Below are 19924 nucleotides of genomic sequence, written 5' to 3' on the forward strand. Positions count from 1 at the left end.
ACACATCTTCGTCTCGCAGTTTCGGATGGTTTGACCCGTTGACCCGCCAACTAGCTGAAAGTAATGTCAGTTTTACTTTTGATCCGAGGAGGCGTCATGGAATCCTTCGTCCACCTTCGCAGAGGTAAGACGCCCAAGCGCATCCACGCCGACCTCGACGGCCTCAAGGACGACGAACTCGGCCGCGGCGGATTCGTCGGCCGCACCGCGAACATGTACCGGCGCAACGACCCGACGGCATATCGCACCGTGGGTCCGCTGCGCCCCACCGACGTGCTGTCTTCCGAGCTCAAGCCCAGTGACGCCACCGATCCCCACGGCGGTCCACTGCTGATGTTCTCCAACACCGACTGCCAGGTGCTGCTGAGTCGGCGCACCGAGGAGATGCCGTTCTTAGTCCGCTACGTCGACGGGGACCTGCTGTCGTTCGTGCACAAGGGATCGGGCCGACTCGAGACCGAATTCGGCCCGCTGGACTACCGCGAGGGCGATTGGATCTACCTGCCCAAGGCGTGCACCTGGCGCCAGCTCCCCAGCGCAGAGAGCACGCTGCTGATGATCCAGGCCACCGACGAGTTCCGGATTCCCCCGGCCGGCACGCTGGGCCGGCACTTCCCCTTCGATCCGGCCCAGGTGGCGATTCCGGAGCCCGAACCCATCGACGACGGACAGGGGCCGCAGGACGCCGGCGAGTACCAGGTGCGCCTCATTCATGACGGTGGCCCGACAACCCTGTTCTACCAACATCATCCGCTGGACGTGGAAGGCTGGCGCGGGGACAACTTCCCGTTCACGTTCAACATCGAGGACTACACCGTCATCACCTCCGAGAGCGTGCACCTGCCCCCGACGGTGCACCTGTTCATGCAGGCCACCGGGGTGTACATCATGAATTTCCTGCCCAAGCCGGCCGAGAGCGTGCCGGGCACCGAACGCACACCGTGGTATCACCGCAATGTGGACTACGACGAGATCGCGTTCTTCCACGGCGGTTCCCTGTACGGGATCCCGATGCCGCCGGGCCTGATCTCGCATGCCCCGCAGGGCGTCCACCACGGTGCGCCGGAGAAGGCGCGAGAGCGCGCGCGACGCAAGTTCGACGACTACGACCGGGTGGACTGGTCGGTGATCGCCGTCGACACCCGCAAGCGGCTCATTCCGTCCGAGGAGATCCTCGCCAACGATCTGGGGCAGCACTAGCGATGACCACCACCGCCGAAGCCACCGTCAAGTTCGAATACGACCGGATTCCGTACCTGGTTGCCTACCAGAATGATTCCGCTGTCCGCGACGTCTACGGCGGGGTGGCCGAACTGGTCGTCCTGGAGAGCTATCTGCTCAGGCCCAAGACCAAGCCGTCGGACACCGTGCTGGTGTTCATGCACCCGATCGGCGGCGGCGCCTATCTGCCGATGATCAACGCGCTGGCCCGCGCCGGGCACCATGTCATCTACTGCAACAGCCGGTTCCGCGGCACCGACTCGGCACTGCTGATGGAGAAGGTCGTCGAAGATCTCGGCGAGTGCATCAAGGACGCCAAGCACCGCCTCGGCTACGCCAAGGTGGTGCTCGCCGGATGGAGCGGCGGCGGTTCACTGTCGGCCTTCTACCAGCAGCAGGCGCAGCATCCGACGATCACCGCCAGCCCGTCCGGCGACGGCCCCGACCTCACCGAACTGGGCCTGATCCCGGCCGACGGCCTGATGCTGCTGGCCGCGCACATCAGCAGACACGGCACCTTGACCGAGTGGCTGGACGCCTCGATCCTCGACGAGTCCGATCCGGCCAGACGTGATCCCGAGCTCGACCTGTACAACCCGGACAACCCCAATCAGCCGCCGTACACGGCGGAGTTCCTGGAGCGCTACCGGCAGGCCCAGATCGCCCGCAACCGGCGGATCACGAAGTGGGTCAAGGAGAAGTTGACGGAACTGAAGTCAAGCGGAGCGCCCGGAGCAGACGTAGCCGAGTTCGCCTTCGTCGTACACGGCACCATGGCCGACCCACGCTGGCTCGACCCGACCGTCGATCCCAACGAACGCACCCCGGGAACCTGCTACCTGGGCGATCCTCAGGTGGTGAACATGAGCCCGGTGGGCCTGGCGCGGTTCTGCACACTGCGCAGCTGGCTCTCGCAGTGGAGCTACGACGACGCCCATGGCGACGCGGTGGCCTGCGGGCCCGACATCGCCGTCCCGTCGCTGGTGATCGGGAACCTCGCCGACGACGCCTGCACTCCCAGCCACACCCGCAGGATCTTCGAGGCGATCGGCCATCCGGACAAGGAGATACACGAGATCCCCGGCGCGAACCACTATTACGCGGGGCCCGACCAGCGCGACAAACTGCGCCAGGCGGTGGGCATCGTCACCGACTGGCTGGTGCGACACGACTTCGCGAGGCCCTAATGACGCCCACCGGACCGCTGGACGGCGTGCGCGTCGTCGAGGTCGGCACGCTGATCTCCGGACCGTTCGCGGGCCGGCTGCTCGGCGACATGGGCGCCGAGGTCATCAAGATCGAGCCGCCGGGCTCCCCCGACCCGCTGCGGACCTGGGGACAGGCCGAGCTGGACGGGCAGCACTTCTTCTGGACCGTGCATGCGCGCAACAAGAAGGCGGTCACCCTGAACCTGCGGGTGCCCGCGGGGCGCGACCTGTTCCTCGACCTCGTCGAGCGCACCGACATCATCGTGGAGAACTTCCGGCCCGGCACGTTGGAGAAATGGAACCTCGGATACGACGTTCTGCGGGAACGCAATCCGGGCGTCATCCTGGTGCGGGTGTCCGGGTACGGACAGACCGGCCCGGAGGCGCACAAGGCCGGATACGCCTCGGTCGCAGAGGCCGCCAGCGGGCTGCGCCACATGAACGGCTTCCCCGGTGGCCCGCCCCCGCGGCTCGCGCTGTCCCTCGGCGACAGCCTGGCCGGAATGTTCGCCGCGCAGGGCGCGCTCGCCGCGCTGTACCGCCGTACCGTGACCGGTGAGGGCCAGGTCGTGGACGCGGCGCTGACGGAAGCCTGTCTGGCCGTTCAGGAGTCGACGATTCCCGACTACGACGTCGGCGGGGTGGTGCGCGGCCCGTCGGGGACCCGGCTCGAGGGCATCGCACCGTCGAACATCTACCCGACCGCCGACGGCAGCTGGGTGGTGATCGCGGCCAATCAGGACACCGTGTTCCGGCGCCTCTGTCAGGCCATGGGGCAGCCCGATCTGGCCACCGACGAACGCTTCTCCAATCATGTTGCACGCGGCCGCAATCAGGATGAGCTCGACAAGATCATCGGTGATTGGGCGGCCCGACGTGAGCCTTCTGAAATCATCGCGACCCTGTCGGAGGCCGGAGTGATCGCGGGGCCGATCAACACCGTCGCCGAGGTCGTCCGGGACCCGCAGCTCAACGCGCGCGGCATGATCGCCGACCACTGGGACGAGCGGGTCGGCCGCAACGTCAAGGGGCCCGGTGTGGTGCCGGTCCTGTCGGAAACGCCGGGCACCATTCGGTTCGCCGGTTCGGCACGACCGGGCCAGCACAACGACGAGATCTACGGCGAACTGCTCGGCAGGAGCGCTGCCGAACTCGACGAACTGCGAGCGGAGGGCGTGCTGTGAACGAGCTCCCGAACCATGTGGACATCCGCGACGTGTCGCTGCGCGACGGGTTGCAGATCGAGAATCCCATCCCGTTGTCGGCCAAGCTCGAGCTGCTCGCCGCGGTGGCCGCGACCGGGGTTCGTGAGATGGAGGCGACGGCGTTCGTCTCACCGTCGAAGGTGCCCGCGCTCGCCGATGCCGCCGAGTTGGCCGCCGCGTTGCACGGGTTTCCCGACATCGAGTTCTCCGCGCTGGTGGCCAGCCCCAACGGGGCGAAACGCGCCATCGCCGCAGGCCTGCGGTCGATCGAGTACGTGGTGTCGGCCGCCGACTCGCACAGCCGCGCCAACGTGGGACGCACGTCGGCCGAGGCGACGGCCCAGATCGCCGAGATCGTGGCCATCGCCCACGACTCCGGCGTCACCGTCGAGGCGATCATCGCGACGGCCTGGGACTGCCCCTACGACGGCCCGACGCCCAGCGGTCGGGTGCTCGACATCGCGGATGCGGCGGTGCAGGCCGGCGTCGACCGGCTGGCGATCGCCGACACCATCGGCACCGCGACACCGCGGCGGGTCACCGAGCTGGTGGGGCTGGTCCGGCCGCGCGTCGGCGACATCCCGTTGGGCGCCCATTTCCACAACACCCGCGGCGCCGGACTTGCCAGCGCCTACGCCGCGGTCGGCGCCGGGATCACCCGGCTCGATGCCTCCGTCGGCGGCCTCGGCGGTTGCCCGTTCGCACCGGGTGCCAGCGGCAACATCGCCACCGAGGACCTGGTCTACCTGCTGCGCGACAGCGGGATCCACGTGGATGTGGACCTGGATGCGGCGATCGCGGCAGCGCGGGTGGCCCAGGACGTGGTCGGCCACGGACTTCCGGGCTCGCTGCTGCGCGCCGGCGACCGGATCCTGGGCTAGTCCGTGGTGCCCGCCCCGGAGCATCTCAGCGCCAAGGGCCGCCAGACCCGGGACGCGATCGAGCAGGCTGCCCGGAAGCTGTTCGCCGAGCGCGGCTTTCACGGAACCACGCTCAGCGATATCACGTCGGCGGCGGGAAAGTCACCTGCGGTGTTCTACCGCTACTTCGCCGACAAGGAGGACCTGCTGGCCGCACTGGCCGAGCGGTTCCTGCACGAGGTCGTCACGCCGTCCGGGCTGAGCGTCCAGCTGCCCGAATCGCCCGACGACGTCGACTTCTTCACCACCGTGGTGACCGGTTACTGGACGATGTTCAAACAGAACATCGGGATCATGATCGCGGTGGCCCAGTTGGCGGCCACCCAGCCGCGGTTCGCGGCCGTGCAGAACGAGTTTCGCCGGTTCGGCATGGACATCGTGGCGGCGTCGGTGCGGCGCGCCCAGGAACAGGGTTACGGCAGCGAGCTGGATCCCCGGTTCACCGCGGCGGCGATCGCGCTGTTGTTCGAGAGCTTCACCACCGTGTTCGTCGGGACCTCCGGTCTCGGTTTGGACATCAGCGACAAGGACGCCATCGCGACCCTGTCGCTGATCTGGAAGAAAACGCTCTACGGGTACTGACAACCAAGACCGTCGCTGAGGAGATCAACGTGGATTTCACCCTTCCCGAACACCTTCCGGGGGTGCTCGCCGAGATGGACGCATTCATCGAGGCCGAGATCAAACCGCTGGAGGCCGACAACATCCAATACTTCGACCACCGCAGGGAGAACGCCCGCACGGACTGGGACAACGGGGGCATCCCGCGGCGGGAGTGGGAGGATCTGCTCGGCGAGATGCGCCGGCGCGCCGACGCCGCCGGGTGGCTGCGCTACGGGTTGCCGTCCCGGTTCGGTGGTCGCGACGGCACCAACATCGACATGGCGGTGATCCGGGAACATCTGGCGCACAAGGGCCTCGGACTGCACAACGACCTGCAGGACGAATCCTCGGTGGTGGGCAACTTTCCGCAGGTGATCATGATGGACCGGTTCGGCACCGACGACCAGAAGAGGGAATGGACCGACGCCCTGATCACCGGCCGGCGGTCGATGGCGTTCGGGTTGACCGAGCCCAACCACGGGTCGGACGCCACCTGGCTGGAGACCCGCGCCGAGCTCGCCGGCGATGAGTGGGTGATCAACGGCGCCAAGCGTTTCAACACCGGCGTCCACCGCGCCACCCACGACCTGGTGTTCGCCCGGACCTCCGGCGAGCCCGGTCAGGCGCGCGGCATCACCGCCTTCCTGGTGCCGACCGACGCCCCCGGATTCTCGGTGCCGTACTACTGGTGGACGTTCAACATGCCCAGCGACCACGGCGAGGTGCTGCTCGAGGATGTCCGGGTGCCCACCGACGCCGTGCTCGGCGAGGTGGACCGCGGCCTGGAGGTCGGGCAGACGTTCCTGCACGAGAACCGGATCCGGCAGGCGGCCAGCAGCCTCGGCGCGGCCCAGCACTGCATCGACCGTGCCGTCGGCTACGCCGGGGAACGCTCGGTGTTCGGCAAGCCGCTGGCCGTCAACCAGGCGGTGCAGTGGCCGCTGGTGGAACTGCAGACCGAAGCCCAGATGGTGCGCCTGCTGGTCTACTACGCGGCGTGCCAGCTGGACGGCAACCACCACATGGAGGTCTCCGACAAGGTGTCGATGGCCAACTACCGCGCCAACCGCCTGGTCTGCGAGGCCGCCGACCGCGCGATGCAGGTGTTCGGCGGCGTGGGCTACAGCAGACACGAACCCTTCGAACACATCTACCGCCACCACCGCCGCTACCGGATCACCGAGGGCGCCGAGGAGATCCAGATCCGGCGGGTGGCCCAGCGTCTCTTCGGTTTCGGGCGCAGGTGAGCGCCCGGCTGGCACGGTCGCTCGAGGAGGTGCTGCGACCGGTGCTGGGCGAGGTCACCGTCGCGGACCTGCAACGCCTCACCGGGGGTGCGAGCCGCACGACCTGGGCGTTCAGCGCCACCGCGATGGACGACGGCCCACGGGCCCTGATCCTGCGCACCGGTGCACCCGATGACGTGCACGCCGGTATGGAACTGGAGGCCGCCGTCCAGCGCCGTGCGGCCGCGGCGGGCGCACCCGTCCCCCACATCCTGACCGCCGACGATTCTGCTGCCGCACTGGGCAACCCGTACCTGATCTGCGACGCCATCGCCGGGGAGACCATCGTCCGGCGGATCCAGCGCAGCCTCGACGACGAGAGCCGGGCCCGGCTGCTGCGTCAGTGCGCCGAGGCGCTGGCCGCCATCCATCGCGCCGACCCGGAGGGAATCGGGCTGACCGCGCCCGACGAGCTGACCGACTGGCGTCGCCGGCTCGACGAGATGGGCGACACCACAGCCACTTTCGAGTGGACGTTTCGGCGCCTGGCCACCAGCAGGCCGGCGCCCTCGCCGATGCGGCTGGTGCACGGCGATTTCCGGATGGGCAATCTCATCGTCGATGCCTCTGGCCTGGCCGCGGTGCTGGACTGGGAGCTGACCCATGTCGGCGAGGTGTACGAGGATCTGGCCTGGTTCTGCGTGCGGGCCTGGCGGTTCGGCGCCCCGGCCGCACGGGGCGCCGGCGGCCTGGGCAGCGTCTCGACATTCCTGGACGCCTACCAGGAGGCCGCCGGAACCGCTCTCGACCGCAACGCGTTCCGCTGGTGGCTGACGGTGGCGACGCTGCGCTGGGGGGTCATCTGCCGCTACCAGGCCGAGCGGCACCTGTCCGGGGAGATCCGGTCGGTCGAACTGGCCGCCATCGGGCGCCGGGTCAGCGAGACCGAGTGGGATCTGTTGGATCTGCTCACCGGAGGAGGTCCGCGATGAGCGCACCCATGTCGGGCAGGCCGACCGCCGCCGAGTTGGTGGCCGCGGTCGCGGACTTCCTCGACAACGACGTCCGGGCCGCCTGCGACGGCCAGGTGGGCTTTCACGCCCGGGTCGCCGCCAACGTGTTGCGCACCGTCGAGCGCGAACTCCTCGACCGGTCGGCCGGTCGGGTGCGCGCCGCGCTGGAGGACCTCGGTTTCCCCGACGAGGCCGCCCTGGCGCAGGCCATCCGTTCCGGGCGACTCGACGACCGCGAAGCCGAGGTGCTCGAGGTCCTCCGGCTGCTGGTACGTCATCGACTCGCCATCGACCACCCCGGGTACGACGAGACGCCGTGAGGTCAGACCCGGCGGATCCGGGCCAGCCACGCCGGTTCGTCGACCCGGGTCCCGACCGGTTGCCCCAGCGCCTCGGCGTGCAGTTCGCCGACCACTCCCCGATAGGTGGTTTCGGCCAGTTCTTCGATCACCCAGCCGGTGGTGAAGGCCTCGCGAATCGTGGTGTCGCTGACCTCGGGGCCGAACCCGCGGCCGGCGTCGGACAGCGCCAGTAGATGCAGCGTCGAACCGGGCCGGGTGACGGTGCGCAGGCTGCGAACGTATTCCGCCCTGGTCTCGTCGTCGAACACATGGAACAGGGCGCTGTCGACGACGGTGTCGTAGGCCGGCCGGTCGCCGAGGTCCAGTGCGTCGGCGACCTCGAAGCGGGCGTCGACCCCGTGTGCTGCGGCGTTGCGTCGGGCCTGCTCGACAGCCGTGGGCGCGCCGTCGATGCCGACGACGTCGTAGCCGGCCCGGCGCAGCAGGATCGTGTGTTCGCCGGTACCGCACCCGACGTCGAGCACCCGGCCGCTGATCAGGCCGGCCCGTACGACCTCGACGATGGCCGGTTGGGGCTCACCGATGACCCACGGCGGGGATTGGTTCTTGTAGAACTCGTCGAATCGGGAGAGTGTGTCGGTCAGGTCCATGATTTCAGTGTTAAACCTGAAGTGGAGTTGAGGTCAAGACGATGCCCGCCACCGATGTCAGCACCGTCCTCGACGTCGCCGACCGGCTGTTCGCAGCGATCGAGCGGAGCGACGTCGCCGCGGTGGAGCAGCTGTTCGACCCGTCGGTCACGGTCTGGAAGAGCGGGGACGACCGCCCCAACGGCCGCGAGCGATCGGTCCGGGTCATCCGCTGGTTCATCGATTCCACCGTCGCGCGGCGCTACGACGTGCTCGACTGGCAGCGGCTGGATCCCGGGCGGTCGACTGTCGCCTTCGCCTGCCGTTCGGCGTGGGGTCTGGTGACCGTGCGGGGCACCTTTTCGAGGGTGCGTGGATCCGCCCAGATCACTGGCGATGGAATGACATTCGGCTCGATCTCGATCGACGTGGCATCGCCGGACACCGGCATCGCCAGGCGCGACGGGCACCTGGCCTCGCCCGCATACTTCGACGCGCAGAAGCATCCGACCATCACGGACGCGGTGTCGACCGCGCCGGACACCGTCGACCTGCACATCGGCGTCACGGTGAAGGGCGCCGCGGCCGGGGTGAACGCGACCGCCGGCCTCGAGTCCCTCCCCGACGGAGCGATCCGGGTGACGACCGCGGCCACGCCGAACCACCACGCCTTCGGGATGGACGGCAACCTGCTCGGAATGGTCGCCGACGAGGCCGCCGTTTCCGGGGACGTCGTTTTCATGCCCGGCTAACATCGCGCGCATGGCCGTGCCACCTTCCGGGCCGTCACCGGCGCCCGGCCCGCTGCGGATCCTCGTCTACAGCGACAACCCGAGAACCCGGGAGCAGGTGCAGCTCGCGCTCGGCAAGCGGGTGCACCCCGCGCTTCCCGAGCTGAGCTATGTCGAGGTCGCGACCGGCCCGATGGTGATCCAGCAGATGGATGCGGGCGGTTTCGACCTGGCGATTCTGGATGGCGAGGCCAGCCCGGCCGGTGGCATGGGAATCGCCAAGCAGCTCAAGGACGAGATCGACGACTGCCCGCCGGTGCTGGTGCTGACGGGCCGCCCCGACGACGCGTGGCTGGCCCGGTGGTCGCGCGCCGAGGCGGCGGTCCCCCACCCGATCGACCCGATCAGGCTGGGCGATGCGGTCACGTCGCTGCTACGTACCGCCGAGTAGCGGATCCCGGCGCGCCGAACACAATCAAAAGCCTTGTCGCCCTTGCCTGTTGGAGGCAATAGGGCATCACAAAACGCCGACATGGCGATACTAACCAAAATGTGTGGGCTTCATCGAAAACAGGCTAGGCTGTGGACTAGCTCACATCGATAGCCCCCGAGGAGCGCCTGCGCCGTATGAGCCTGTACACGCCAATCCTGGTGCTTGGTGCCATTGCCGCCGTGTTCGCCGTCGGGTCGGTGGGGATCGCCCTGCTGATCGGCCCGAGGCGGTACAACCGCGCCAAGCTCGAGGCCTACGAGTGCGGGATCGAACCCATGGACGAGTCCGATCCCGCGGTGGCCGCCACGGCACAGCGCTTTCCCATCCGGTACTACCTGACGGCGATGTTGTTCATCGTGTTCGACATCGAGATCGTGTTTCTCTACCCGTGGGCGGTGGCGTTCAACAGTCTGGGTGTGTTCGCGCTGGTGGAGATGCTGTTGTTCATGGTCGTCGTGTTTGTCGCCTACGCCTACGTCTGGCGCCGGGGAGGCCTTCAGTGGGACTAGAGGAACGGTTGCCCGGCGGGGTGCTGCTGTCCACGGTGGAGAAGGTCGCCGGGTATGTCCGCAAGGGGTCGTTGTGGCCGGCCACGTTCGGCCTGGCGTGTTGCGCGATCGAGATGATGGCCACCGCCGGGCCGCGGTTCGACATCTCACGGTTCGGGATGGAGCGGTTCTCGGCGACCCCGCGCCAGGCCGACCTGATGATCGTGGCGGGGCGGGTGAGCCAGAAGATGGCCCCGGTGCTGCGCCAGATCTACGACCAGATGGCCGAACCGAAGTGGGTGCTGGCGATGGGTGTGTGCGCGTCGTCGGGCGGCATGTTCAACAACTATGCCGTTGTGCAGGGTGTCGACCATGTGGTGCCGGTCGACATCTATCTGCCCGGCTGTCCACCGCGCCCGGAGATGCTGTTGCACGCGATCTTGAAGCTGCACGACAAGATTCAGGAGATGCCGTTGGGCGTCAACCGCGAGGAGGCGGTCCGCGAGGCGGAGGAGGCGGCGCTGGCGGTGCCCCCGACGATCGAATTGAAGGGCCTGCTGAGGTGATGAGCCACTCGGGCGAAGAACAGGGCGCAGAACAGAGGATGGCGAATGCCGAGCAGGGTGATGCCGGGCCCGAGGTGATCGGGGTGCGCCACGGCATGTTCGGTGCCCGCGGCAGTGGCGACACGTCGGGCTACGGGCGACTGGTGCGTCCGGTCGCGCTGCCCGGCGGATCCGCGCGCCCGTACGGCGGGTACTTCGACGACGTCGTCGACGCACTGGCCGCGGCACTCGGCGAGGACACCTTCGCCGGCGCGGTCGAACGGATCGTGGTGTATCGGGACGAACTGACCCTGGAGGTGCGGCGCGAGCATCTGGTCACGGTCGCACGGGTGCTGCGGGACGAACCCGGTCTGCGTTTCGAGCTGTGCCTGGGGGTCAGTGGGGTGCACTACCCCGACGAGCGCGGCCGCGAACTGCACGCGGTGTATCCGCTGATGTCGATCACCCACAACCGCCGCATCCGCGTCGAGGTCGCCGCCCCGGATGCCGATGCCCACATTCCGTCGCTGTTCGGGGTGTATCCGACCACCGACTGGCACGAACGCGAGACCTACGACTTCTTCGGCATCGTGTTCGACGGGCACCCGGCACTGACCCGCATCGAGATGCCCGACGACTGGGTCGGCCATCCGCAACGCAAGGACTACCCACTCGGCGGTGTGCCGGTGGAGTACCACGGCGCCCAGATTCCCCCGCCCGATCAGCGGAGGGCCTACAGCTGATGACCGAGTCCCCATCACCGCCCGAACGGGTGGTCGTCGTCGGCGGCCAGGACTGGGACACCGTGGTGACCGCGGCACGGCGCAATGCGGCCGAGCACGCCGGGGAACGCATCGTGGTCAACATGGGTCCCCAGCACCCCTCCACCCACGGCGTGTTGCGGCTGATCCTGGAGATCGAGGGCGAAACCATCGTCGAGGCCCGCTGTGGCATCGGTTATCTGCACACCGGCATCGAGAAGAACCTGGAGTACCGCACCTGGACGCAGGGCGTGACGTTCGTGACCCGCATGGATTACCTGTCACCGTTTTTCAACGAGACCGCCTACTGCCTGGGCGTGGAGAAACTGCTCGATGTCGCCGATGACATCCCCGAACGCGCCTCGGTGATCCGGGTGATGCTCATGGAGCTCAACCGCATCTCCAGCCACCTGGTCGCGTTGGCCACCGGCGGCATGGAGCTCGGGGCGATGACCGCGATGTTCCTCGGGTTCCGGGAGCGCGAGTCGATCCTGTCGGTGTTCGAGACGATCACCGGGCTGCGGATGAACCACGCCTACATCCGCCCCGGCGGTGTGGCCGTCGACCTGCCCGCCGAGGCGATGCCCCAGCTGCACGAACTGATGGACCTGCTGCCCAGGCGCCTTCGCGACATGGAGGACCTGCTCAACGAGAACTACATCTGGAAGGCCCGCACCCAGGGCATCGGCTACCTCGACCTGACCGGATGCATGGCACTGGGGATCACCGGCCCGGTGCTGCGCTCCACCGGCCTGCCCCATGACCTGCGCAAGGCCCAACCGTATTGCGGTTACGAGACCTACGATTTCGACGTCGTCACCGATGACGGTTGCGATTCCTACGGCCGGTACCTCATCCGGGTCAAGGAGATGCACGAATCGCTCAAGATCGTGCGACAGTGCATCGACCGGCTCGAGCGAACGTCCGGGCAGCCGGTGATGATCACCGACAAGAAGCTGGCCTGGCCTGCCGACCTCAAGCTCGGACCCGACGGTCTGGGCAACTCCCCCGAACACATCGCCAAGATCATGGGCCATTCGATGGAGGGCCTGATCCACCACTTCAAGCTGGTCACCGAGGGTATCCGGGTGCCGGCCGGACAGGTCTACGTCGCGGTCGAGTCGCCGCGCGGTGAGCTCGGGGTGCACATGGTCTCCGACGGCGGCACCCGGCCCTACCGGGTGCACTACCGCGACCCGTCGTTCACCAACCTGCAGGCCGTCGCCGCGATGTGCGAGGGCGGCATGGTCGCCGACGCGATCGCGGCGGTGGCATCGATCGATCCGGTCATGGGCGGAGTGGACCGGTGATGAGCGCTTGCGCGAAGAACAGAACGCCGATGAGCGCTTGCGCGAAGAGGAGACAGCACAGGTGAGCGTGTTTCTCGAACTCGGGCAGCGGCCCGACGAACCCGGCCCCCCGATCCACGGGCCGGCCGACTACCCCGCCGAGGTCACCACCCGCCTGGCCGCCGACGCCGCGGTGATCATCGCCCGCTACCCGCAGCCCCGCTCGGCGCTGCTGCCGCTGCTGCATCTGGTACAGGCCCAGGACGGCTACCTCACCCCGGCCGGAATCGCCTTCTGTGCAAACCAACTCGGCCTCACCGACGCCGAGGTCACCGCAGTGGCGACGTTCTACTCGATGTACCGGCGCACCCCGACCGGCGACTACCTGGTGGGTGTGTGCACCAACACGCTGTGCGCGATCATGGGCGGCGACGCCATCCTCGAAGCGCTGACCGATCACCTCGGCATCGCTCCCGGGCAGACCACCGACGACGGCACGGTCACGCTCGAACACATCGAATGCAATGCCGCCTGCGACTATGCCCCCGTGGTGATGATCAACTGGGAGTTCTTCGACAACCAGACACCCACCACGGCAAAGGATCTCGTCGATTCGCTGCGTGCGGGACAACCTCCGGCGCCGTCGCGCAGCGCAGCGCTGTGCGGGTTCCGGGAGACGTCGCGGACGCTGGCCGGGCTGCCGCACGCCGACACCGCCGATCCGGGTGCGCCCGCCGGGTCGGCGACGCTGGCCGGCCTGCGGTTCGCGAAGGAACACGGCATGGCGGCACCGGTCACCGATGAGCGGGCGGCGGATTCGTGACGACGCCGCTGACCCCTGTGCTGAGCCGATTCTGGGACGACCCCGAACCGTGGTCGATGGAAACCTATCTGCGCCACGATGGTTACCGCGCCCTGGAACGCGCCCTGGCGATGAGCCCCGACGACGTCATCGCCACGGTCAAGGATTCCGGCCTGCGCGGCCGCGGCGGCGCGGGCTTTCCGACCGGCACCAAGTGGTCGTTCATTCCCCAGGGGGATGAGGGTGCGGGCGCCAAGCCGCATTATCTGGTCGTCAATGCCGATGAGTCCGAACCCGGTACGTGCAAAGACATTCCGCTGATGCTGACCACCCCGCACTTCCTGGTCGAGGGCGTCATCATCGCGGCGTATGCGATCCGGGCGCACCACGCGTTCATCTATGTCCGCGGTGAGGTGGTGCCGGTGCTGCGGCGGTTGCAGGCCGCGGTGGCCGAGGCCTATGCCGCGGGCCATCTCGGCGACGACATCCACGGTTCGGGTTTCGACCTCGAGCTCGTCGTGCACGCCGGGGCGGGCGCCTACATCTGCGGCGAGGAGACCGCGCTGCTGGACTCGCTGGAAGGTCGGCGCGGCCAACCGCGGCTGCGGCCGCCTTTCCCGGCGGTCGCCGGACTGTACGCGTGCCCGACCGTGGTCAACAACGTCGAATCGATCGCCAGCGTGCCGCCGATCATGCTCAATGGGGTGGACTGGTTCCGGTCGATGGGTTCGGAGAAGTCGCCCGGGTTCACGCTGTACTCGCTGTCCGGTCATGTGGCCGCCCCGGGCCAGTACGAGGCTCCGCTGGGCATCACGCTGCGCGAGCTGCTCGACTACGCCGGCGGTATCCGGGCCGGGCACAGCCTGAAGTTCTGGACGCCCGGCGGGTCCTCGACACCACTGCTGACCGCCGAACACCTCGACGTGCCACTGGATTACGAGGGGATGGCCTCGGTCGGCTCGATGCTGGGCACCAAAGCGCTGCAGATCTTCGACGAGACCACCTGCGTGGTGCGCGCGGTGCGCCGGTGGACCCAGTTCTACGCCCACGAATCCTGCGGCAAGTGCACCCCCTGCCGGGAGGGCACCTACTGGCTGGCCCAGATCTACCAGCGGCTGGAAACCGGGGACGGCACCGAAGCCGACCTCGACAAACTCCTCGACATCGCCGACGCCATCTTCGGCAAGTCGTTCTGCGCACTCGGCGACGGCGCGGCCAGCCCGATCACCTCCTCGCTGAAGTACTTCCGCGACGAATACCGGGCACACCTCGGCAGCGGATGCCCGTTCGACCCGTACGCCGCCATGCTGGCCGCACCGCAAGGAGTGGGCGCATGACCCTGGCCGAGGACCGCCGTGACGCACCACCGGTGGAAATCGTCACCCTGACCATCGACGATGTCGAAATCAGCGTTCCCAAAGGCACCCTGGTGATCAGGGCCGCCGAGCTCATCGGGGTGCAGATCCCCCGCTTCTGCGATCACCCGCTGCTCGACCCGGTCGGCGCGTGCCGCCAGTGCCTGGTCGAGGTCGAAGGTCAGCGCAAACCGTTGGCGTCGTGCACCACCACCGTGGCGCCGGACATGGCGGTGCGCACCCAGTTCACCTCCGAGGCCGCCGACAAGGCCCAGCACGGCGTGATGGAACTGCTGCTGATCAACCACCCACTGGATTGCCCGATCTGCGACAAAGGCGGCGAATGCCCGCTGCAGAACCAGGCCATGTCCAACGGGCGCCCGGAAACCCGCTTCGAAGGCGTCAAACGCACCTTCCCCAAACCGATCGCCATCTCCAGCCAGGTGCTGCTCGACCGCGAACGCTGCGTGCTGTGCGCCCGCTGCACCCGGTTCTCCGACCAGATCGCCGGCGACCGCTTCATCGACCTGCTCGAACGCGGCGCCCAGCAACAGGTCGGCATCGCCCCCGGTGAACCCTTCCGGTCCTACTTCTCGGGCAACACCGTGCAGATCTGCCCCGTCGGCGCCCTCACCGGCACCGCCTACCGGTTCCGGGCCCGCCCGTTCGACCTGGTCTCCAGCCCGAGCATCTGCGAACACTGCTCGTCGGGGTGCGCCCAGCGCACCGATCACCGGCGCGGAAAGGTGCTGCGCCGCCTGGCCGGCGACGACCCCGAGGTCAACGAGGAATGGAACTGCGACAAGGGCCGCTGGGCGTTCACCTACACCACCACCGGCGACCGCATCACCACACCGCTGGTCCGCGACGACGGCACCCTGCGCCCGGCCTCGTGGTCGGAGGCACTGTCCGTGGCCGCAACGGGACTTCTGGCCGCGCGAGGTAGCACCGGGGTGCTGGTCGGCGGCCGCGCCACCGTCGAAGACGCCTACGCCTACGCCAAATTCGCCCGAATCGTCCTGAACACCAACGACATCGACTTCCGTGCCCGCCCCCACAGCGACGAGGAGGCCCGGTTCCTGGCGTCCGCCGTCGCTGGCCGGCCGATGACGGTGACCTACACCGACCTGGAGAACGCGCCGGCCGTCCTGCTGGCCGGCCTCGAACCCGAAGAGGAGTCGCCGATCGTCTTCCTGCGGCTGCGCAAGGCCGTGCGCCGCCGGGGGTTGGAGGTGTTGTCGATCGCACCGCTGGCCGGCCGCGGACTGGCCAAGCTGTCCGCGACGCTGATCGCCGCGGCACCCGGCGGCGAGGCCGAGGCGCTGGCGGGGCTGGCCGACCACGACCTGCTGAACACGCCCGGGTCGATCATCCTGGTCGGCGAACGGCTCGCCACCTCACCCGGCGCGCTGTCGGCGGCGATCCGGCTGGCACAGCAGACCGGAGCGCGGCTGGCGTGGATCCCGCGCCGGGCCGGGGACCGTGGCGCGGTCGAGGCCGGCGCGTTGCCCGGCCTGCTACCCGGCGGACGCCCGGTCGCCGACGAGGCCGCCCGCCGGCTGACCGCATCGGACTGGCACGTCGACGAATTGCCCGCAACGGTCGGCCGCGACACCGGCGCCATCCTGACCGCGGCGCGCGGCGGTGACCTGGCCGCCCTGCTGGTGGGCGGGGTCGAGCTCGGCGACCTGCCCGATCCCGACGCCGCCCTCGCGGCGATCGATGCGGCGCCGTTCGTCGTGAGCCTGGAACTACGGGCCAGCGCGGTCACCGAACGCGCCGACGTCGTGTTCCCCGTCGCGCCGGTGGTGGAGAAGGCCGGATCGTTCCTCACCTGGGAGGGCCGCCGCCGCGCGTTCGAGCCGTCGCTGCACACCAACGCGGTGCCCGACCTACGGGTGCTGAACTTCCTGGCCGACGAGATGGGTGTGGCGCTGGGCCTGCCGACCGCGGCGGCGGCCGAGGACGAACGTGCCCGGTTCGGCCTGTGGTCCGGCGAACGACCGGCGGCTCCGCAGGTCCCGGCGGCGCCGCAGCACTGCGGCCGCGGGCAGGCGGTGCTGGCCGGGTGGCGCCTGCTGCTCGACGCCGGCCGCCTGCAGGACGGCGAACCGTACCTGGCCGGCACGGCGCGGCCGGCGGTGGTGCGGATGTCGGCGGCGACGGCCGCCGGAATCGACGCGGCCACCGGCGATCCGGTTACCGTCGGCACCGAACGGGGAGCCGTCACGCTTCCCGTGGAGGTGATCGACATGGTCGACGGGGTGGTGTGGCTGCCGCTGAACTCCCCCGGCAGCGACGTGCACGGCGCGCTCGGGGTGACCGCCGGTGCGGTCGTGTCGATCGGACGGGGGCCCGCATGACCTATCCCGACCCCACGCTGTTCGGCCACGACCCGTGGTGGCTGATCCTCGCCAAGGCCGTCGGCGTGTTCGGTTTCCTGGTGCTGACGGTGCTGGCGGCGATCCTGATCGAGCGCAAGATCCTGGGCCGCATGCAGATGCGGTTCGGGCCCAACCGGGTCGGCCCGCGCGGGCTGCTGCAGTCGCTGGCCGACGGCGTCAAGCTGGCCCTCAAGGAGGGCCTGATCCCGGCCGGCGTGGACAAACCGATCTACCTTGCCGCACCGGTCATCTCGGTGATCCCCGCGTTCATGGCCTTCGCGGTCATCCCGCTGGGCGGGGAGATCACCGTGTTCGGCCACCGCACCGCGCTGCAGCTGACCGACCTGCCGGTGGCCGTGCTCTACATCCTGGCCGTCACCTCCATCGGGGTCTACGGCATCGTGCTGGCCGGCTGGGCCTCGGGATCGGTCTACCCGCTGCTGGGCGGGCTGCGCTCCTCGGCGCAGGTGGTGTCCTACGAGATCGCCATGGCGCTGTCGTTCGCCGCGGTGTTCATCTACTCGGGCACCATGTCGACCTCGGGTATCGTCGCCGCCCAGGAGAACACCTGGTTCGTCGTCCTGCTGCTGCCCTCGTTCCTGGTGTATCTGACCGCGATGGTCGGCGAGACCAACCGGGCACCGTTCGACCTGCCCGAGGCCGAGGGCGAACTCGTCGGCGGCTTCCACACCGAATACTCGTCGCTGAAGTTCGCGATGTTCATGCTCGCCGAATACGTCAACATGACCACCGTCTCCGCGCTGGCCACCACCCTGTTCCTCGGCGGCTGGCACGCCCCCTGGCCGATCAGCATCATCGACGCCGCCAACACCGGCTGGTGGCCGCTGCTGTGGTTCACCGCCAAGGTGTGGATGTTCCTGTTCGTGTTCATGTGGCTGCGCGCCACGCTGCCCCGCCTGCGGTACGACCAGTTCATGGCACTGGGCTGGAAGATCCTGATCCCGGCCTCACTGGGCTGGATCATGATCGTCGCCGTCACCCACACCCTGAGCAACGAGGGCTACCAGGCCTGGATCACCACGCTGATCGGCGTTGCCGCGGTGCTGGGCGCGGCCGCGGCGGTGCTGGCGTGGCGCCGGCTGCACGCCAGACGCCTGCGCCGCAGTGCCGAACCACCCACCCCGGCGGCCGACACCGGCGCCTACCCGGTGCCGCCGCTGCCGGAGCGAACCAGGGAGCAAGCCCATGCCTAAGTTCCTCGACGCCATCGCGGGATTCGCCGTCACCTTCGGGTCGATGTTCAAGAAACCGGTCACCGAGCAGTACCCCGAGAAACCCGGCCCGGTGGCCCGGCGCTACCACGGCCGCCACCAACTCAACCGCTACCCCGACGGCCTGGAGAAGTGCATCGGCTGCGAACTGTGCGCCTGGGCCTGCCCGGCCGACGCGATCTTCGTCGAGGGCGCCGACAACACCGACACCGAACGCTACTCACCCGGCGAACGCTACGGCCGGGTCTACCAGATCAACTACCTGCGCTGCATCGGCTGCGGGCTGTGCATCGAGGCCTGCCCCACCCGCGCACTGACCATGACCAACGACTACGAGATGGCCGACGACAACCGTTCCGACCTGATCTACGGCAAGGACAAGCTGCTCGCCCCCCTGGAACCGGGGATGCAGCAGCCCCCGCACCCGATGGCCCCCGGCGCCACCGATGACGACTACTACCTCGGCAACGTCAAGCCCCTCCACCAGGAGACGCGATGATCGAGACCATCGCGTTCTGGCTGCTGGCGTCGGTGGCGGTGATCGGGGCCTTGGGCGTGGTGGCCGCGCCCAAGGCGGTGTACTCGGCGATCGCGCTCGCGACGACGATGATCGCGCTGGCGATCCTCTACATCACCCTGGGTGCCCCGTTCCTCGGGGTGGTCCAGGTGGTGGTGTACACCGGCGCGGTCATGATGCTGTTCCTGTTCGTGCTGATGCTGATCGGTGTCGACTCGTCGGAGTCACTGGTGGAAACGCTTCGGGGGCAACGCATCGCGGCGATCGTCATCGGTCTGGGGTTCGGCGTGCTGCTGATCGCCGGAATCGGCAGCGTGTCGGCGGCAGGTATCCCCGGTCTCGGGGAGGGCGGCGGCAATGTCGATGGCAGCGGCAACGTCGAGGGTCTGGCCGCGCTGATCTTCACCCGCTACCTGTGGGCGTTCGAGCTGACCGGTGCACTGCTGATCACCGCGGCGCTCGGGGCGATGGTGCTGGCGCACCGGGAGCGCTTCGGCCGGCGCAAGACCCAGCGGGAGCTGGCGATCGAGCGGTTCGCCCCGGGTGGGCACCCGACGACGTTGCCGAATCCCGGGGTCTACGCGCGCCACAACGCCGTCGACGTCCCGGCGCGGTTGCCCGACGGCTCGGGTTCGGAGCTGTCGGTCAGCGCGATCCTGCAGGTGCGCCCCGTGCCCGACTCGAACGGGGAGGAGAAGTGAGCCCGGACCACTATCTGTATCTGTCGGCGTTGTTGTTCACGATCGGCGCGGCCGGGGTGTTGTTGCGGCGCAACGCGATCGTGATGTTCATGTGTGTGGAGTTGATGCTCAATGCGGCCAATCTGGCGTTCGTCGCGTTCTCCCGGATGCACGGGCACCTCGACGGGCAGGTGGTGGCGTTCTTCACGATGGTGGTCGCCGCCTGCGAGGTCGTGATCGGCCTGGCGATCATCATGACCATCTTCCGGACCCGGCGCTCGGCCAACGTCGACGCCGCCAGCCTGCTCAAACACTGAGGC

At 68.6% G+C, this 19924-nt stretch carries 22 protein-coding genes; 21 read left to right on the forward strand and 1 reads right to left on the reverse strand.

Features of this window, described 5'->3' with window-relative positions; translation table 11 throughout:
* Positions 1-96: 96 nt before the first annotated feature.
* Genes JDV09_RS16120 through JDV09_RS16155 form a run of 8 tightly spaced genes read left to right on the forward strand, consistent with a single transcriptional unit; the run spans position 97 to position 7716 of the window.
* The gene (locus JDV09_RS16120; RefSeq protein ID WP_221370152.1) at positions 97-1200 is read left to right on the forward strand and encodes a homogentisate 1,2-dioxygenase; all 1104 of its coding nucleotides are present in this window, start codon (positions 97-99) and stop codon (positions 1198-1200) included.
* 2 nt (positions 1201-1202) lie between these two features.
* Entirely contained in the window at positions 1203-2408 is a 1206-nt protein-coding gene (locus tag JDV09_RS16125) for an alpha/beta hydrolase (RefSeq protein ID WP_221370153.1), read from the forward strand.
* Complete coding sequence (locus JDV09_RS16130; RefSeq protein ID WP_221370154.1) at positions 2408-3613, forward strand: CaiB/BaiF CoA transferase family protein; 1206 nt, start codon at positions 2408-2410, stop codon at positions 3611-3613. Before JDV09_RS16125 ends, JDV09_RS16130 begins: the two co-directional genes overlap by 1 nt.
* Positions 3610-4515, forward strand: a complete 906-nt coding sequence (locus JDV09_RS16135) for a hydroxymethylglutaryl-CoA lyase (RefSeq protein WP_221370155.1) — start codon at positions 3610-3612, stop codon at positions 4513-4515. Before JDV09_RS16130 ends, JDV09_RS16135 begins: the two co-directional genes overlap by 4 nt.
* A 6-nt stretch (positions 4516-4521) precedes the next feature.
* A complete protein-coding gene (locus tag JDV09_RS16140) occupies positions 4522-5136 on the forward strand; it encodes a TetR/AcrR family transcriptional regulator (RefSeq protein ID WP_221370156.1) in 615 nt (204 codons plus the stop codon).
* Positions 5137-5165: 29 nt separating this feature from the next.
* Entirely contained in the window at positions 5166-6404 is a 1239-nt protein-coding gene (locus tag JDV09_RS16145; protein WP_221370157.1) for an acyl-CoA dehydrogenase family protein, read from the forward strand.
* On the forward strand, positions 6401-7375 hold the full coding sequence (locus JDV09_RS16150; protein WP_308124144.1) for a phosphotransferase family protein: 975 nt from the start codon (positions 6401-6403) through the stop codon (positions 7373-7375). Before JDV09_RS16145 ends, JDV09_RS16150 begins: the two co-directional genes overlap by 4 nt.
* Positions 7372-7716, forward strand: a complete 345-nt coding sequence (locus JDV09_RS16155; protein ID WP_221370158.1) for a DUF6285 domain-containing protein — start codon at positions 7372-7374, stop codon at positions 7714-7716. The genes JDV09_RS16150 and JDV09_RS16155 overlap by 4 nt, the downstream gene beginning before the upstream one ends.
* Positions 7717-7718: 2 nt before the next feature.
* Here the strand turns inward: JDV09_RS16155 and JDV09_RS16160 are convergent, their stop codons facing one another.
* On the reverse strand, positions 7719-8348 hold the full coding sequence (locus tag JDV09_RS16160) for a class I SAM-dependent methyltransferase (protein ID WP_221370159.1): 630 nt from the start codon (positions 8346-8348) through the stop codon (positions 7719-7721).
* Positions 8349-8389: 41 nt separating this feature from the next.
* Between JDV09_RS16160 and JDV09_RS16165 the strand changes: the two genes are divergently transcribed.
* The 13 genes from JDV09_RS16165 to nuoK all read left to right on the forward strand — a co-directional run bounded on the left by JDV09_RS16165 (position 8390) and on the right by nuoK (position 19921).
* A complete protein-coding gene (locus tag JDV09_RS16165) occupies positions 8390-9079 on the forward strand; it encodes a YceI family protein (RefSeq protein ID WP_221370160.1) in 690 nt (229 codons plus the stop codon).
* A gap of 10 nt (positions 9080-9089) precedes the next feature.
* Entirely contained in the window at positions 9090-9509 is a 420-nt protein-coding gene (locus tag JDV09_RS16170; RefSeq protein WP_221370161.1) for an Rv3143 family two-component system response regulator, read from the forward strand.
* Between the two features lie 176 nt (positions 9510-9685).
* On the forward strand, positions 9686-10060 hold the full coding sequence (locus JDV09_RS16175; RefSeq protein ID WP_221370162.1) for an NADH-quinone oxidoreductase subunit A: 375 nt from the start codon (positions 9686-9688) through the stop codon (positions 10058-10060).
* Positions 10051-10605, forward strand: a complete 555-nt coding sequence (locus JDV09_RS16180) for a NuoB/complex I 20 kDa subunit family protein (RefSeq protein WP_221370163.1) — start codon at positions 10051-10053, stop codon at positions 10603-10605. Before JDV09_RS16175 ends, JDV09_RS16180 begins: the two co-directional genes overlap by 10 nt.
* A 38-nt stretch (positions 10606-10643) precedes the next feature.
* Positions 10644-11327 (forward strand): NADH-quinone oxidoreductase subunit C, encoded by a 684-nt coding sequence (locus JDV09_RS16185; RefSeq protein ID WP_372452938.1) that lies wholly within the window; start codon positions 10644-10646, stop codon positions 11325-11327.
* On the forward strand, positions 11327-12655 hold the full coding sequence (gene nuoD, locus JDV09_RS16190) for an NADH dehydrogenase (quinone) subunit D (RefSeq protein WP_221370165.1): 1329 nt from the start codon (positions 11327-11329) through the stop codon (positions 12653-12655). Before JDV09_RS16185 ends, nuoD begins: the two co-directional genes overlap by 1 nt.
* Before the next feature lie 37 nt (positions 12656-12692).
* A complete protein-coding gene (gene nuoE, locus JDV09_RS16195; RefSeq protein WP_221370202.1) occupies positions 12693-13457 on the forward strand; it encodes an NADH-quinone oxidoreductase subunit NuoE in 765 nt (254 codons plus the stop codon).
* A complete protein-coding gene (nuoF, locus tag JDV09_RS16200) occupies positions 13454-14773 on the forward strand; it encodes an NADH-quinone oxidoreductase subunit NuoF (protein ID WP_221370166.1) in 1320 nt (439 codons plus the stop codon). Before nuoE ends, nuoF begins: the two co-directional genes overlap by 4 nt.
* Complete coding sequence (locus tag JDV09_RS16205) at positions 14770-17154, forward strand: NADH-quinone oxidoreductase subunit G (protein ID WP_221370167.1); 2385 nt, start codon at positions 14770-14772, stop codon at positions 17152-17154. The genes nuoF and JDV09_RS16205 overlap by 4 nt, the downstream gene beginning before the upstream one ends.
* Entirely contained in the window at positions 17151-18389 is a 1239-nt protein-coding gene (gene nuoH, locus JDV09_RS16210; protein WP_221370168.1) for an NADH-quinone oxidoreductase subunit NuoH, read from the forward strand. The genes JDV09_RS16205 and nuoH overlap by 4 nt, the downstream gene beginning before the upstream one ends.
* Positions 18382-18906: an NADH-quinone oxidoreductase subunit NuoI gene (gene nuoI / locus JDV09_RS16215; RefSeq protein WP_221370169.1), complete on the forward strand. Its 525-nt coding sequence runs from the start codon at positions 18382-18384 to the stop codon at positions 18904-18906. The genes nuoH and nuoI overlap by 8 nt, the downstream gene beginning before the upstream one ends.
* Complete coding sequence (locus tag JDV09_RS16220) at positions 18903-19625, forward strand: NADH-quinone oxidoreductase subunit J (RefSeq protein WP_221370170.1); 723 nt, start codon at positions 18903-18905, stop codon at positions 19623-19625. Before nuoI ends, JDV09_RS16220 begins: the two co-directional genes overlap by 4 nt.
* A complete protein-coding gene (gene nuoK / locus JDV09_RS16225) occupies positions 19622-19921 on the forward strand; it encodes an NADH-quinone oxidoreductase subunit NuoK (RefSeq protein WP_221370171.1) in 300 nt (99 codons plus the stop codon). Before JDV09_RS16220 ends, nuoK begins: the two co-directional genes overlap by 4 nt.
* The last annotated feature ends 3 nt before the right edge of the window (positions 19922-19924 follow it).

This window comes from Mycolicibacterium xanthum (genome assembly GCF_019710635.1).
Lineage (GTDB): Bacteria > Actinomycetota > Actinomycetes > Mycobacteriales > Mycobacteriaceae > Mycobacterium > Mycobacterium xanthum.

Bases quoted from the DNA above. Each gene is read 5' to 3' on its own strand.
- JDV09_RS16165 (WP_221370160.1), top strand. From the start codon at position 8,390: ATGCCCGCCACCGATGTCAGCACCGTCCTCGACGTCGCCGACCGGCTG.
- nuoD (WP_221370165.1), top strand. From the start codon at position 11,327: ATGACCGAGTCCCCATCACCGCCCGAACGGGTGGTCGTCGTCGGCGGC.
- JDV09_RS16185 (WP_372452938.1), top strand. From the start codon at position 10,644: ATGGCGAATGCCGAGCAGGGTGATGCCGGGCCCGAGGTGATCGGGGTG.
- JDV09_RS16175 (WP_221370162.1), top strand. From the start codon at position 9,686: ATGAGCCTGTACACGCCAATCCTGGTGCTTGGTGCCATTGCCGCCGTG.
- JDV09_RS16160 (WP_221370159.1), bottom strand. From the start codon at position 8,348: ATGGACCTGACCGACACACTCTCCCGATTCGACGAGTTCTACAAGAAC.
- JDV09_RS16120 (WP_221370152.1), top strand. From the start codon at position 97: ATGGAATCCTTCGTCCACCTTCGCAGAGGTAAGACGCCCAAGCGCATC.
- JDV09_RS16170 (WP_221370161.1), top strand. From the start codon at position 9,090: ATGGCCGTGCCACCTTCCGGGCCGTCACCGGCGCCCGGCCCGCTGCGG.
- nuoI (WP_221370169.1), top strand. From the start codon at position 18,382: ATGCCTAAGTTCCTCGACGCCATCGCGGGATTCGCCGTCACCTTCGGG.
- nuoH (WP_221370168.1), top strand. From the start codon at position 17,151: ATGACCTATCCCGACCCCACGCTGTTCGGCCACGACCCGTGGTGGCTG.
- JDV09_RS16205 (WP_221370167.1), top strand. From the start codon at position 14,770: ATGACCCTGGCCGAGGACCGCCGTGACGCACCACCGGTGGAAATCGTC.
- JDV09_RS16130 (WP_221370154.1), top strand. From the start codon at position 2,408: ATGACGCCCACCGGACCGCTGGACGGCGTGCGCGTCGTCGAGGTCGGC.
- JDV09_RS16155 (WP_221370158.1), top strand. From the start codon at position 7,372: ATGAGCGCACCCATGTCGGGCAGGCCGACCGCCGCCGAGTTGGTGGCC.
- JDV09_RS16125 (WP_221370153.1), top strand. From the start codon at position 1,203: ATGACCACCACCGCCGAAGCCACCGTCAAGTTCGAATACGACCGGATT.
- JDV09_RS16220 (WP_221370170.1), top strand. From the start codon at position 18,903: ATGATCGAGACCATCGCGTTCTGGCTGCTGGCGTCGGTGGCGGTGATC.